The 12,817-nt window shown below is 52.2% G+C and carries 13 protein-coding genes and 2 pseudogenes (1 of these 15 cut by a window edge); 9 read left to right on the top strand and 6 right to left on the bottom strand.

The window, feature by feature from the left end:
- Positions 1 to 144: 144 nt before the first annotated feature.
- From glmS to A6764_RS22045, 7 genes are all read left to right on the top strand, one after another.
- Positions 145 to 1,977, top strand: a complete 1,833-nt coding sequence (gene glmS / locus A6764_RS22075) for a glutamine--fructose-6-phosphate transaminase (isomerizing) (protein WP_035299281.1) — start codon at positions 145 to 147, stop codon at positions 1,975 to 1,977.
- 466 nt (positions 1,978 to 2,443) lie between these two features.
- The gene (locus A6764_RS22070) at positions 2,444 to 2,641 is read left to right on the top strand and encodes a hypothetical protein (RefSeq protein ID WP_083989947.1); all 198 of its coding nucleotides are present in this window, start codon (positions 2,444 to 2,446) and stop codon (positions 2,639 to 2,641) included.
- A gap of 107 nt (positions 2,642 to 2,748) precedes the next feature.
- On the top strand, positions 2,749 to 3,393 hold the full coding sequence (locus A6764_RS22065) for a phosphopantothenoylcysteine decarboxylase domain-containing protein (protein ID WP_083989946.1): 645 nt from the start codon (positions 2,749 to 2,751) through the stop codon (positions 3,391 to 3,393).
- A gap of 318 nt (positions 3,394 to 3,711) precedes the next feature.
- Positions 3,712 to 4,782: an iron-siderophore ABC transporter substrate-binding protein gene (locus A6764_RS22060; protein WP_065068330.1), complete on the top strand. Its 1,071-nt coding sequence runs from the start codon at positions 3,712 to 3,714 to the stop codon at positions 4,780 to 4,782.
- Positions 4,783 to 4,798: 16 nt separating this feature from the next.
- The gene (locus A6764_RS22055) at positions 4,799 to 5,812 is read left to right on the top strand and encodes a FecCD family ABC transporter permease (protein WP_065068329.1); all 1,014 of its coding nucleotides are present in this window, start codon (positions 4,799 to 4,801) and stop codon (positions 5,810 to 5,812) included.
- Positions 5,809 to 6,840 carry a FecCD family ABC transporter permease gene (locus tag A6764_RS22050; RefSeq protein ID WP_065068328.1) on the top strand — a complete coding sequence of 344 codons (1,032 nt, stop codon included), beginning with the start codon at positions 5,809 to 5,811 and terminating at the stop codon, positions 6,838 to 6,840. Before A6764_RS22055 ends, A6764_RS22050 begins: the two co-directional genes overlap by 4 nt.
- 2 nt (positions 6,841 to 6,842) lie before the next feature.
- Positions 6,843 to 7,667 (top strand): ABC transporter ATP-binding protein, encoded by an 825-nt coding sequence (locus A6764_RS22045; protein ID WP_065068327.1) that lies wholly within the window; start codon positions 6,843 to 6,845, stop codon positions 7,665 to 7,667.
- 146 nt (positions 7,668 to 7,813) lie between these two features.
- On the opposite strand, the gene A6764_RS22040 is transcribed toward A6764_RS22045, so the two are convergent.
- The 3 genes and pseudogenes from A6764_RS22040 to A6764_RS22030 all read right to left on the bottom strand — a co-directional run bounded on the left by A6764_RS22040 (position 7,814) and on the right by A6764_RS22030 (position 9,358).
- Positions 7,814 to 8,284: an SRPBCC family protein gene (locus A6764_RS22040; protein WP_065068326.1), complete on the bottom strand. Its 471-nt coding sequence runs from the start codon at positions 8,282 to 8,284 to the stop codon at positions 7,814 to 7,816.
- Between the two features lie 33 nt (positions 8,285 to 8,317).
- Positions 8,318 to 8,655, bottom strand: a pseudogene (locus tag A6764_RS22035) (ArsR/SmtB family transcription factor).
- Between the two features lie 109 nt (positions 8,656 to 8,764).
- Positions 8,765 to 9,358, bottom strand: coding sequence for a hypothetical protein (locus tag A6764_RS22030; protein WP_255309814.1), 594 nt, complete (start codon positions 9,356 to 9,358; stop codon positions 8,765 to 8,767).
- Between the two features lie 132 nt (positions 9,359 to 9,490).
- Between A6764_RS22030 and A6764_RS22025 the strand changes: the two are divergent.
- Positions 9,491 to 9,661, top strand: a pseudogene (locus tag A6764_RS22025) (hypothetical protein); the annotation flags it as partial.
- Positions 9,662 to 9,784: 123 nt separating this feature from the next.
- On the top strand, positions 9,785 to 10,372 hold the full coding sequence (locus tag A6764_RS22020; RefSeq protein WP_065068324.1) for a dihydrofolate reductase family protein: 588 nt from the start codon (positions 9,785 to 9,787) through the stop codon (positions 10,370 to 10,372).
- 282 nt (positions 10,373 to 10,654) lie between these two features.
- Here A6764_RS22020 and A6764_RS22015 read toward each other — a convergent pair whose 3' ends face one another.
- The 3 genes from A6764_RS22015 to A6764_RS22005 all read right to left on the bottom strand — a co-directional run.
- The gene (locus A6764_RS22015; protein WP_065068333.1) at positions 10,655 to 11,848 is read right to left on the bottom strand and encodes an MFS transporter; all 1,194 of its coding nucleotides are present in this window, start codon (positions 11,846 to 11,848) and stop codon (positions 10,655 to 10,657) included.
- A gap of 11 nt (positions 11,849 to 11,859) precedes the next feature.
- On the bottom strand, positions 11,860 to 12,537 hold the full coding sequence (locus tag A6764_RS22010; protein WP_065068323.1) for a type 1 glutamine amidotransferase domain-containing protein: 678 nt from the start codon (positions 12,535 to 12,537) through the stop codon (positions 11,860 to 11,862).
- A 160-nt stretch (positions 12,538 to 12,697) separates the two neighbouring features.
- A protein-coding gene (locus tag A6764_RS22005; RefSeq protein ID WP_065068322.1) for a LysR family transcriptional regulator crosses the window boundary here: on the bottom strand, positions 12,698 to 12,817 show its end. 750 nt of this gene lie beyond the right edge of the window; 120 of the gene's 870 nt are visible here — the last part of the coding sequence; the start codon falls outside the window, past its right edge; its stop codon occupies positions 12,698 to 12,700.

Here is a 12,817-nt window from a genome sequence, read left to right as displayed (position 1 = left end):
CCTGTTGGACAAAACCCGCGCATGATACACGAGAGGTTTTTGGGAAATCACGAGTGAAACGAAACCATATGGAATGGCGGGGGCACACCCCCCGTATCACAGACAGCGGGTTGTGTCCCCGTCACTGGAAAGGGGACAAACAATATGTGCGGAATTGTAGGATACATTGGCAATCGACAAGCGCAAGAGATCATCATCGGAGGTCTGCGCAAGCTGGAGTACCGCGGGTACGATTCGGCGGGGATCGCCGTTCTGACGGAACAGGGATTGCTTGTGGACAAAGCGAAAGGGCGTCTCTCCGTTCTGGAGGGCCGACTGGCCGCACAGCCGCTGGCTGGTAACGCGGGCATCGGGCATACGCGTTGGGCGACGCACGGCAAGCCGTCCGACGAAAACTCCCACCCGCATACCGATTCGGCCGTCAAATTTGCCGTCGTACACAACGGGATCATCGAAAACTTCCTGCCGATCAAGGAAGAGCTGATGGCCAAGGGCTACGTGTTCACGTCGGAGACGGATACGGAAGTGATCGCCCATCTGCTGGCCGATCTGTATGACGGCGACATCGTCTCCACGGTTCGCAAGGCCGTGAAGCGCATGCGCGGGGCGTACGCGCTGGGCATCATGACCGAGCACGAGCCGGATAAACTGGTCGCGGTCCGTCTGGCAAGTCCGCTGATCGTCGGTGTCGGGGAAGGCGAGAGCTTTATCGGCTCCGACATTCCGGCCCTGTTGGAACACACCCGCGACGTCTACATCCTCAACGAAGGGGAGATGGCCGTCCTCACCCGCGACGGCGTGGAACTGATGGATGCCGAGACCGGTGCCCGGATCGAACGGGAGCTGTTCCACGTGGAGTGGGATCTGGTGCAGGCGGAAAAAGGCGGCTACGACTCGTTCATGCAAAAGGAAATCTACGAGCAGCCGCAGGCCGTCCGTGACACGATGGGCGCCCGCATTGACCAGGAGAACAAGCGCGTGGTGCTGCCGGAGCTGAAGATGAGCGACGAGGAACTGGCAGCGTACGACCGCATCTACATCGTCGCGTGCGGTACGTCCATGCACGCTGGCCTGGTCGGAAAAGAGGTCATCGAAAAGTGGACGCGCGTGCCGGTGGAAGTGGCGGTGGCCTCCGAGTTCCGCTACCGCGACCCGATCTACACCGACAAGACCCTGATGATCGTGATCAGCCAGTCCGGCGAAACGGCGGACACGCTGGCCGCCCTGCGCGAAGCGAAGAAGAGCGGCGTCAAGGTGTTGGCCATCACCAACGTGGTGGGCAGCTCCGTCGCCCGCGAAGCAGACGACGTGATCTTCACCTGGGCCGGTCCGGAAGTGGCGGTGGCGTCCACCAAGGCGTACACCAGCCAGGTCGTGGCGCTCTACCTGTTCGCGCTCTACTTTGCACAGGTCAAGGGCACGATGGCGGCTGCCGAGATCGCGAACGTGGTGGAACACCTGCAGCAGATTCCGGCGAAGATCAGCACGATCCTCGACAACGCCGAGCCGATCCGTCGCTTTGCCGAAAGCATCAAGGACGCGACCAGCCTGTTCTTCATCGGACGCGGTCTGGACTACGCCGTGTCGCTGGAAGGCTCGCTCAAGCTGAAGGAGATCTCCTACATCCACTCCGAAGCGTACGCCGCCGGAGAACTGAAGCACGGCACCCTTGCGCTGATTGAAGACAACGTGCCGGTCGTGGCGCTGGCCACCCAGCCGGACATCTACGAAAAAATGGTCAGCAACATCGTCGAGGTAAAAGCCCGCGGCGCCCGCGTACTCGGCTTCGCCGTCGAAGGCGACCGCGAACTGGCCAAAACCGTGGACGATGTCATCCACATGCCGGCCACCCTGCCCATGTTGACGCCGATTCTGACCGTCATTCCATTGCAGCTGCTCGCGTACTACGCTTCCGTCGCCCGCGGTCTGGACGTTGATAAGCCGCGGAACCTGGCGAAGAGCGTGACGGTGGAGTAAGTTCCTTGATAAAAAATTGAAGAACCGTGATGTTGAGAAAGTCCCGATGACATTCAATGTCATCGGGACTTTATTTTTGGGACATTGACAAGGATGCTTGTAATTTTTTGGGTATGTAATAAAATCTGGTGAAATTCATATGGAAAAAGTTTCCGATTAATGGTGTGGGTTTAATGGTAAGAATACACTAAAACTCAACTTTCTACCGGGGGAGGTAGTGTCAAGTCGAAAACAATGATTACATACAGTCTGATCATTATGTGATGTTGAAACGTAGTAGACAGAGTAGTTTTTTGAATATTTAATCCAGTTTTTAAAAGCTATGCGATAATTACTGTTGTGATTGACAATCGATTTTAACAGCATCCTTGAATGGTAGCCGACGCTATATGGAATCGTGTGAATGCTAGTAATTACAAACAGGTTCCGCAATTGAATGTTGATATTACTCCAGGAGGAACAATCGATGCAAAACCCTAGTTTCACAGAAGTGGCGAAATGCCATGGTGAAAACAATGTCGTTGCGGATGTTGACATAGTCGTGGTCACAGGTGCGTTGTTTGAAAAGGATGGATGGGATAAAGAGAGCATTCGCGCACGTCAATCCTGCGATTTGGATCCAAGATGGAGCGATTCAGAGTATCTGGAAATTGGATATTGTTAATAATCAAGAGGAAATTTGGCTTTTGAAAGGAGAGGCCCGACAAGAGAAATCCCATTCATATGAAGAGATCGTGATGGAAGCAATACGGACCTTACTGAGCAAACGATATGGGGATTTTACTGGTATCAAAGTCATTGTTACCGATTGAGCCAATCGACCCGGTACGAAACATTACAAATAGATCTTCGGGCAAAATGGGGAAGTCTTTGGCGGAAGTTTTTAGAGATCGGGGGGCGGATGTAGTTTTTATATGCACAAATCGAACACTAAGTCCGCCGTTTGGAACGGAAGTTATCTATGTTGATGATGTAGAGTCACTCAGAAGAGAAGTGCTTCGCCAGAGTGTTAGTGCCGACGTTTTAGTAATGGCTGCTGCTGTCACAGATTATCGATGCAAAGAACGAAGCACCACGAAAATAAAAAAGACGTCTAAACCACTTCATCTGGAGCTTGTTCCCATTCCTAACTTTATGAAGGAAGTGCCCAAGGGGGTATTTAAGGTTGGACTTGCCGCCGAGACTGATCCAAACCCGGAAGGAGCCAAAAGGAAGTTGCTTGATAGGGGGGTTGATCTTCTTTGTCTGAATGATGTATCTCGTTCAGATGCGGGATTTGAGGTGGATACCAATCAGGTGATTATAGTTGGCCCGGAAGGTATTAGGCATACGACGTGCCTGGAAGATAAATATGTAGTGGCATGGCAGATTGGTGACGAAATACGAAAGTGCCTGAGAGAATCGACCAAAGTTTAGTTGCTATTGTCAAAGAAGTCTGCAAGATACCAGGTCAAACGTTTACAGCCCATGTAGTTGGTGGGGGGAGCATTACCATTACTGGGAATTGCCCTGATCCATGCTGGGCTTCTTTTTCTTTTTGGCCAGGAATTGTTATGAAAAAGAAACAGGAAAACATTTGACAAGCCTATAAATTCATATGATAATTACTGTGACTGATAATCATTATCAACTGAGGTTGCGGGCTTAACTTTCGTTTTTTCTTTTCCTATGGGTAAAACCGGACCTTACATTGATAATGAATGTAATATACAAGATAGGGTGGGAATCACGAACATGGCAGCGAAGCGGTTTGCATTCAGAAGTTTCGTACTGGCATTTATAATGGCTGGTGTTTTATCGGGATGCTCAGGCGGCAACTCGGCAACTCCAAACGAAAGCAAGACGCCTGCGGCACATACGGAAACGGCCAACAAGGATGCGGAAACGGCACAATTTCCAATTACCATTGAACATGCCTTTGGGAAAACGGTAATCGAGAAAAAACCGGAGCGGGTCGTGACGATTGCATGGGCAAACCATGACGTTGCGCTTGCGCTGGGAGTGGTGCCGGTCGGTTTCTCCGCGGCCAACTATGGCGTCCAAGACGACAGCGGATTGCTGCCGTGGACGAAGAAAAAACTGCAGGAGCTTGGCGTAACAAATCCGAATGTTTTCAAGGATACGGACGGGCTGGACTTTGAGGCGATCTCCGATGCCAATCCGGACGTGATTCTTGCGGCATACTCCGGCATCACCCAGGAGGAATACGATACGCTCTCCCAAATTGCTCCCGTTGTTGCCTATCCCCAAACTCCGTGGGTCATTACGTGGCGCGAGCAAATTCGCATGAATGCTGCCGGAATGGGCATTCCGGCCAAGGGCGAGCAGCTGATTAAAGATGTCGAAAAGCTCATCGCTGACAAGGTTGCGCAGCATCCGGAATTAAAAGGCGTGAAAGCGGCATTTACATATTTCTCGCCGTCTGATTTGTCCAGCTTCTATATTTATTTGCCCGGTGATCCGCGCGGAGCGTTTCTGCAAGAATTGGGCATGGTCTTCCCGGAAAACATCAATAAATACGTGAAACCGGACACCGGCTTTGCGTTGAGTTTAAGCGCGGAAAACGCCGATGCATTACGTGATGCTGACATTTTGGTGGCTTATGGCGATGAAGCGCTGTTAAAAGCGCTTCAGGCGGACCCCGTTTTCGGCAAGATTCCGGCCATTAAACGGGGGTCCATGGTGCTGATACCTGACGGCACGCCGCTGGCGGCAGCAGGCAATCCCAATCCGCTTTCGATCGAGTATACATTGGATGAATATCTATCGCTGATCGTCAAAGCCGTAGAGAAAATTAACAAGTAAAATGGAGTCCGCATAGATGGAACGCAACCGTTTTTATCCGAAATCGTTCATCCCTGTGCTCGTCATCTTTCTTGTGTTGTTAGTGCTGGGGATTATCGCTTCCTTTATGTTCGGAGCACGTTCCTTGACATTGCAAGAAGTGATCGACGGGTTGATGAAGCGTCAAGGGGAAATCTATGAAACGAGCGTCGTGCAAAAGCGTGTCATCCGCACCATTTTCGCCTTGTGCTGCGGTGCGGCACTTGGCATAGCGGGGGTGCTCATGCAATCCGTCACGCGCAACCCCATCGCGGATCCGAGTATTCTCGGCGTTAACACCGGGGCGGCACTGTTTGTCGTATGCGGCATGGCATTTTTTCAGATCAATACGGCCAGTCAGTATATTTGGTTTGCTTTAGCGGGCGCTTTGCTTACAGCGATATTCGTTTTTGGCATCGGTTCTCTGGGGCGTGGCGGTGCTACGCCTCTTAAACTTGTACTGGCGGGGGCGGCCACGAGTGCAGCCTTCTCCTCTCTGGTCACAGCCGTGATGATTCCGAGTTCCTATGTGATGGATCAGTTTCGATTTTGGCAGGTCGGCAGTGTCGGCGCCGGCACGTGGGATTCGCTTGTTCTGCTGCTGCCCTTTCTTCTGTCGGGCGTTCTTATTGCCGTCATCACTGCCCCGGCGTTAAATGCTTTGGCGCTTGGGGAGGAAATGGCAACCGGCCTTGGGGTGAAAACGAGTTTGCTAAGGGTTGTTGCGGCGTTTGCGGGGGTCATCTTATGCGGCGCCACCACTGCGGTTGCCGGTCCCATCGGGTTCGTCGGACTTCTGGCCACCCATGTGATTCGGATGCTTTTGGGGCCGGATTTGCGCTACTTAATCCCGATGTCCGCCCTTTCAGGGGCCGTCATCTTAACCGTTTCCGATGTCATTGGCAGATTAATCGGCAGACCGGGTGAATTGGAAGTAGGGGTGCTGACTGCATTTCTCGGTGCTCCCCTGCTGATCATTCTAACGATGAAAGCGAAAGTGCGTTCACTATGAATCAGACGACGATTGATTTTATTAAACAAGGCAGGATTCGCCGCAGAGGCAGATGGATAGCTGTGACGACGACATTGGCCGTGCTTACGGTGGCTTTATGCTGTGCCATGCTCTTGCTGGGCAATACGATCTATCCTGTGCGTGATGTGGCGGCCGTACTGTTGGGAGAAGAGGTTAAAGGTGCGACATTCGCAATCAAAACGATCCGCTTGCCGCGCATGCTGGCCGGGTTGTTTGCGGGCTTTGCCTTTGGCATCGCCGGCTATGTATTTCAAACGATGCTGCGAAATCCGCTGGCCAACCCGAATGTGATCGGGGTTACTGCCGGTTCTAGCGCGGCGGCTGTTTTTTGCATCGTCGTTTTGCAGAGCAGCGAAGCGGTGACTTCCGTCGCATCGGTCATGGCCGGTTTACTGACGGTCCTCATCATTTACGGATTAGCCAGAGGAAAAACGTTTTCCATCGGCCGGCTGATTTTGGTCGGCATTGGGATTCAGGCGATGTGCAACTCCATCATTACCTATTTAATGTTGATCGCCAAGGAACACAATCTTTCTGCAGCGGTGCGCTGGCTAACGGGAAGTCTAAACGGGGTTAAGATGGAAGAATTGCCTGTGCTGATGATTTCCTTTCTGGTATTGGTGCCGCTGATATGCGTGCTAGGCCGGTCGTTAATGGTGCTGGAACTGGGCGAACAAATGGCGACAGCGTTGGGGGTCAAAACGGACCGTACACGTGTGCTCCTCATCGTTAGTGCCGTGGTGCTGTCAGCCATTGCAACGGCGATTACCGGCCCCATTGCCTCGGTGGCGTTTCTCGCCGGTCCGATTGCCGTTCGTTTGGTCGGTACAGGCACCGCCAACAGCATACCCGCCGGTCTGGTTGGGGCTGTGTTAGTGTTGGCGGCTGATTTGGTGGGGCAATTTGCCTTTGAAGTCAAATTCCCCGTGGGCATCATTACGGGAATCATCGGAGCGCCTTATTTGTTGTACCTGTTAGTGCGAATGAATCGAAAGGGGGCGTTTTAACGATGAAAAGCCATACCTTTCAGGCCAAACAGCTTGTTGCCGGTTATGGCGACAAAAAGATTTTAGACGGCATCAGCCTGCAAATCCCCAGCAATCAAATCAGCGTCATTATCGGAGCAAACGGATGCGGCAAATCGACGCTGTTAAAGACGCTGGCCCGGATCATCAAACCGCTGTCAGGCGAGATATTGTTGGACGGCCAACCGATTCATTCGATCCCGTCAAAGCAGCTGGCTCGGGTGTTGGGTTTGCTGCCGCAATCACCCATCGTTCCGGAGGGCATTACCGTGGCCGATTTGGTTGGGCGGGGCCGCTTTCCCCATCAATCGCTGTTTGGAACATGGAGCAAGAAAGACTATGAAGCGGTTGCGGAAGCCATGGAGATTATGGACATCACGGCATTGGCGAACCGACATGTGGATGAGCTGTCGGGCGGTCAACGTCAGCGGGTTTGGATTGCGATGGCATTAGCGCAACAGACGGATATGTTATTTCTGGACGAACCGACCACCTATTTGGATATCACTTACCAGATCGAAATTCTGGATCTGTTGACGGATTTAAACCGCAAATACGGCACGACCATCGTCATGGTCTTGCATGATATCAACTTGTCGGCGCGGTATGCGGATTATGTGTTTGCGCTGCGTCAAGGCAAACTCGTCGCCGAAGGCAAACCGTCCGAAGTGATTACCAGTCAATTGATCAAAGACGTTTTCGGGCTGGATTGTATGATTGTTCGGGACCCTGTATCGGGCGCTCCTTCGGTCGTGCCGATTGGCCGCCATCATGCCGGCGAAACATTTGTGCTGGAGGCGAGCAGATGAACGCACAAGATTTGTATGATGTGACGATTATCGGCGCCGGACCGGCAGGCCTCTATTCCGCCTTTTATGCGGGCATGCGGGAAATGAAAACGAAAGAAGCACATGAAGAGCCTCCAACCGCCGCAAAGACGGGAGGAGGCTCACATTTATTTTGCAGATTGCAGAGAAAGCAGATGCTCGGCCAGCCGATTCATGGTCGATTGGGCACCCTCGATTGCACCAACATCTTGGATAGTCTGATTCAGCGCTTCGACCGTTGGGAATTGCATGGTCATCGTCAAAAGCGTCGACTGCCCCTGCTCCTCCAGGGTAACCGTGACCCGAAAGTGTTCATCGTTCTCGAAATCCCCGTGTTTGTATACGATTCGCTGCGGGGCTTGTATCTCTAAAAACGTAATGAGGTTGTCGTAGTCGGTGCCGTCCGGTCCATGGATGACGTAGCGCCATACGCCTCCGGGTCTGACGTCGATTTCCTGTACGGTGAACCCTTGAGGCCCCCACCATTGGGACAGATGAAGCGGGTCCGTCCATGCCCGAAAGACCAATTCGCGCGGCGCTTGAAAGGTTCTGGAGATGATGAGGTTCCGTCCTTCGACGGTGACAGCAGTTAGATTCATTGTTTTTCCCCCAAAGGATAGTTATTATGCGGGCTATTCTTTGGTGTCGGGATTTGCTGATTGGCTTAGCAATCGGTTCAGATAATCATCCAACTGGTTAAACCGATCATCCCATACGCGGCGGCACGATTCTACCCAGGCTTCGAGTTCAAAAAACGGCTCGGGCCGCAGCTTGTAGATTCGTCGGTTCGCATCGGCCTGCGCCGTGACGAGCCCGGCTTGGCTCAACACGCGCAAATGCTTGGATGCTTGCGGCTGCCTCAGTCCGGCTCGTGCAGCGATTCTCCGACGGTAAGCGGACCTTCCCGCAACAGTTCAACGATGTGAAAGCGATTCCGTTCGGCCAGCGCGGCAAAAATCGAAATGTCCATGAGCTACAAACGAATCACCCATTTTGGGACAACCCCTCATTCACACGCAACACCATCTCCATCCCCAGTCAAGATCGACCGGACTCTCCGGCTAGATCGCGCTCGGAGATTAAAAGTGATATGGGCTGATTATTTCGATAAGCAACGCAAGAACAAATGAAAACACGATGGATACCGCCATTTGTTTCGGTTCTTTGTAAAAAATCACGCACAAAACAGCATACATAATGAGTTCGTCAATATCATTGATGTCCAGATAAAACGCGCCAATTCCCAAAGAAAGACTTAACATCAGTCCCATGGGCAAGGCCGGCAAGATATAAGCGAGACGTGTATGATTTTTGGCTAACCAAACAATGCTGCCCAGAAAGGGAGATAATAGTGCAATACTGCCCCACAGCATAAAATATTTGGTCGGAAAAAAACCGAACAAGTATGCTGAATACAGGTAATAACTGATCAGCACCCCTGCAAAGAATACACAGGTATTGATCGCGGCCCTGATGATTGTTTTGCTGTACACGGCTATCATTCCAGCAATCAATACCCAAATCCCTAATCGGGAAAGAATTTGCGAACAATAGTGGAAGACATCCGCTAGCCAACTCCCATCGACTGCAACCGTGTCGAGGTACTTGGAGATTGTACCCAAGAGCGCACCAAAGAGGAAACATTTCAGAAAGCCAGGAATCATCTGTTTCATCGTTTTTTCCACCTCAGCACAATTCCCCTTATTATATCACGTCGTTTCATATAGAACATGTCCCGCCAGGTGGCAGAACTTTGATGACGAGCAGTCACCTGGCCACCATCCCGCTGTCATTCCTTGAAGACAGCGATCCCCAACTTTGGCCGCGTGTACGCCGCTTACGGCGGGGGGTTTATTGTGTTGGCGGTGTTCTGGGGATGGTTGGTGGACAGGAAAATGCCCGATCTCTATGACTGGATCGGAGCGTTGATATGCATGGTGGGGGGTTCTATCATGTTGTGGGCACCGCGAACTTGAGGACAACACGCTGGTCAATGCCGTCTTGCAGCGTTTGATTTAGGAACTTGAAGCATCGAGGGGACAAGGCTGCGTCATAAGGGGTATAATGGACAAACAGTTCAACGATTGGAGTGAAGAATCATGAAACGACGGGTCATACTGGATTTGGCCGTTACGTTAGACGGTTTTATCGAAGGGAAAAATGGGGAAGTGGATTGGTGCATGATGGACCCTGAGATGGGGTTTACGGATTTCTTGCATCAGATTGATACGATTTTTTACGGGAGAAAGAGCTATGAGATATGGGGGCAATTTGCTCAAGGAATGAATGGTATGGAGCTATCTGATACCGAGAAAGAAATGTGGGAACTCATCCATAGTAAAGAAAAATATGTGTTTTCCCGAACGCAAAAAGGAACGGGTGATAAAAGTGATAAGGTCAAATACATTAACGATAATATTCTTGAAGAAGTCAATAACTTAAAGAATAAGCCTGGCAAAGACATCTGGCTGTATGGAGGAGCAGATCTCATTACCACTTTCATAAACTTAGGGCTTGTTGACGAATTTAGACTATCGGTCCATCCGGTTATTTTAGGTGAGGGCAAACCGTTGTTTATTGATATCAAACAGAGGGTAAATGTAAAGTTGGTTCAAACGAGAACATTCTCCTCTGGCGTTGTGCAGCTCATCTATCATTCGATGAAGGAACCATCTTCTTCCCAGTGACCTGTACCTCCAATTTGACTCCCTGGAGCAATCGCCGAACCAAACGGGCTGGCGCCATGTTCCTGGATATGGCCTTACCCCTTCCTTTCTATGAAGAAATATCTCCAAAATGATGAACACGTTTCGATGGGTCTTTGTTCCAATCAGTTTCTCTACGCCTGAAAAGCCTTTGTGCGGCAAAGAATTGGAGCTTTTGACGGAATGGAGCAGGGCCATCCCCTAAAGGACGGCCCTACCATGTACCGTTGCAGCCAGTACGGAGAACCGTTCCAGACGCTGCATTCATACATGGTGTCCCCGGCGGCTTTGTCGATATCCCCACAAGGTGAACAGAATGCCCACGATGGTAACCAGAGAGGCTGCCAACGGGACGGCTTTCAGCCCGCCGCCGATGCCGTAGTCGATGACGATTCCGCCCAGATAAGCGCCGAGGGCGTTTCCCAGGTTAAACGCTGCTATGTTCAGCGTTGAAGCCAGGGTTGGCGCTTCCTTTGCAGTGTTCAACATGTGCAGCTGCAATCCCGGCACCGTGCCGAAAGCGGCCACGCCGAGAAGGAAGACGAAGATCAGGGTTGCGAGTTTCCATTGAGCCACGGCACCCAGCAGGGCCAGCACCACAGCCAAAAACACGAGAATACCGATCAGCGAAGGCAGCAGACTGCGGTCCGCCAATTTGCCGCCGTAGATGTTGCCGATGGTAATGCCGATCCCGAAGAGAACCAGAATGTAAGAGATTGAGTCGACAGGGAAGCCGCTGATATCCACCAGGATCGGCTTGATATAGGTAAACGCTGTGAATACGCCGGCGAAGCCGAACGTTGTCATGAGAAGCGCGACTAGTACCTCGGGACGCCGCAGCACTCCAATTTCCCGGCTCAATCGGGAGGGGGCGGCTTGAATCCGCGGGACGAGTACGATCACGCCGATCAATGCCAGGCTCCCGATGGCCGTAATCGCCCAGAATGTCGATCGCCAGCCGAATTCCTGGCCGATAAACGTACCAATCGGCACGCCGAGAATGTTCGCGAGCGTAAGGCCGGTGAACATCAGGGCGATGGCTCCGGCCCGCTTCTCTTTCGGCACAAGCTCCGCGGCGACTACGGAGCCAACGCCGAAGAAGGAGCCGTGTGTCAGCGCTGCGACGATGCGGGCAAACATGAGCACGCCATAGGAAGGGGCGAGAGCCGCAAGGGCATTGCCCACGATGAAAATTCCCATCAGGAGCAGAAGGAGCGCCTTGCGCGGCATTTTATGCGTAACGACCGTGATGAACGGTGCGCCGAGGGCTACTCCGAGCGCATACCCGGTGATGAGAAGCCCCGCCTCCGGAATCGAGACGCTCAGGCTTTCCGCCACTTCCGGCAGCAGGCCCATGATGATGAATTCGGTCATTCCGATGGCGAAAGCACCGAGCGTCAGCGCGTAAATGGCTATCGCAGAATTGCTCCGCGTAGTGGTCGTACCCGTGTGGGGCATGCTATCGGAATTCAAGATGAGGTCCCTCCTCTTTGAAGTTGCTCAATCACGGCATTCGTGACCGCGACTGTCGATTGCGGATTTTGGCCGGTGATCAGATTGCCGTCAGCTTCATAGTGGGCAGTCCAGTTCGGAGCGGCAACGAAGATCGCTCCCAGCTCGCGAAGCCGACTTTCCAGCAGGAACGGGAGATGCGATGCCAGACCTGTCTCCGCCTCTTCCCGGTCGGTGAATGCGTTCACGCGTTTTCCGGCGACCAGTGGGCTTCCGTCCGACAAGACCGTACCGACCAGAGCGGCCGGGCCGTGGCAGACAGCGGCGACCACTTTGCCGGACTCGTAGAAGTCGCGCAGCAGTGATTGGAGCTTTTGGTCGGTCGGGAGGTCGTACATCGCGCCGTGCCCGCCTGGCAAGAAAATCGCGTCAAAACGTTCATGAGACAGATCGCTCAGCTTCACGGTGTTTTCCAGTCTCTTCGCGGCTTCTGCAAACGACGGGTCCATTTCCTCACCTACACTGGCGGGGTCCACCGGTGCTTTTCCGCCAAGCGGGCTGGCTACGACCACGTCCCAACCTTGCTCGTTGAACATCGTATACGCTTCCGCAAACTCCGACAGCCAGATTCCTGTCGTTTTACCTTCGTGAATATGGGAGTGGCTCGTGACCACCATGAGTACGTTTTTCGACATCGTTTCAAACCTCCTGAATGATTATTTTTGATTGCCCCCCAATTCTACGCCTGAACTTTTTATAAAACAAATTATGAAATTTGCATGTATTCATAAGAAAATTTATGGATTCAGTGGGCAAAAAAAAGACCAGACGCCGATGGAAACTGGCCTCTGGTCTTCAGATGTGCTCACGGATGACCTTCTTGATTTGTTGAATTTCGGGTATGTACTTGTGTTTGCTTTTGTACGCGAAGAATAGCTCGTTTCGTACGGACAAGTCCGCGTAAACGACTTGAAC

It is taken from the genome of Brevibacillus sp. WF146, from assembly GCF_001673705.2.
In the GTDB taxonomy this organism is placed as follows: domain Bacteria; phylum Bacillota; class Bacilli; order Brevibacillales; family Brevibacillaceae; genus Brevibacillus; species Brevibacillus thermoruber.
Note: the sequence above shows the minus strand (reverse complement) of the source record. Positions and strands in the feature narration are given on the sequence as shown.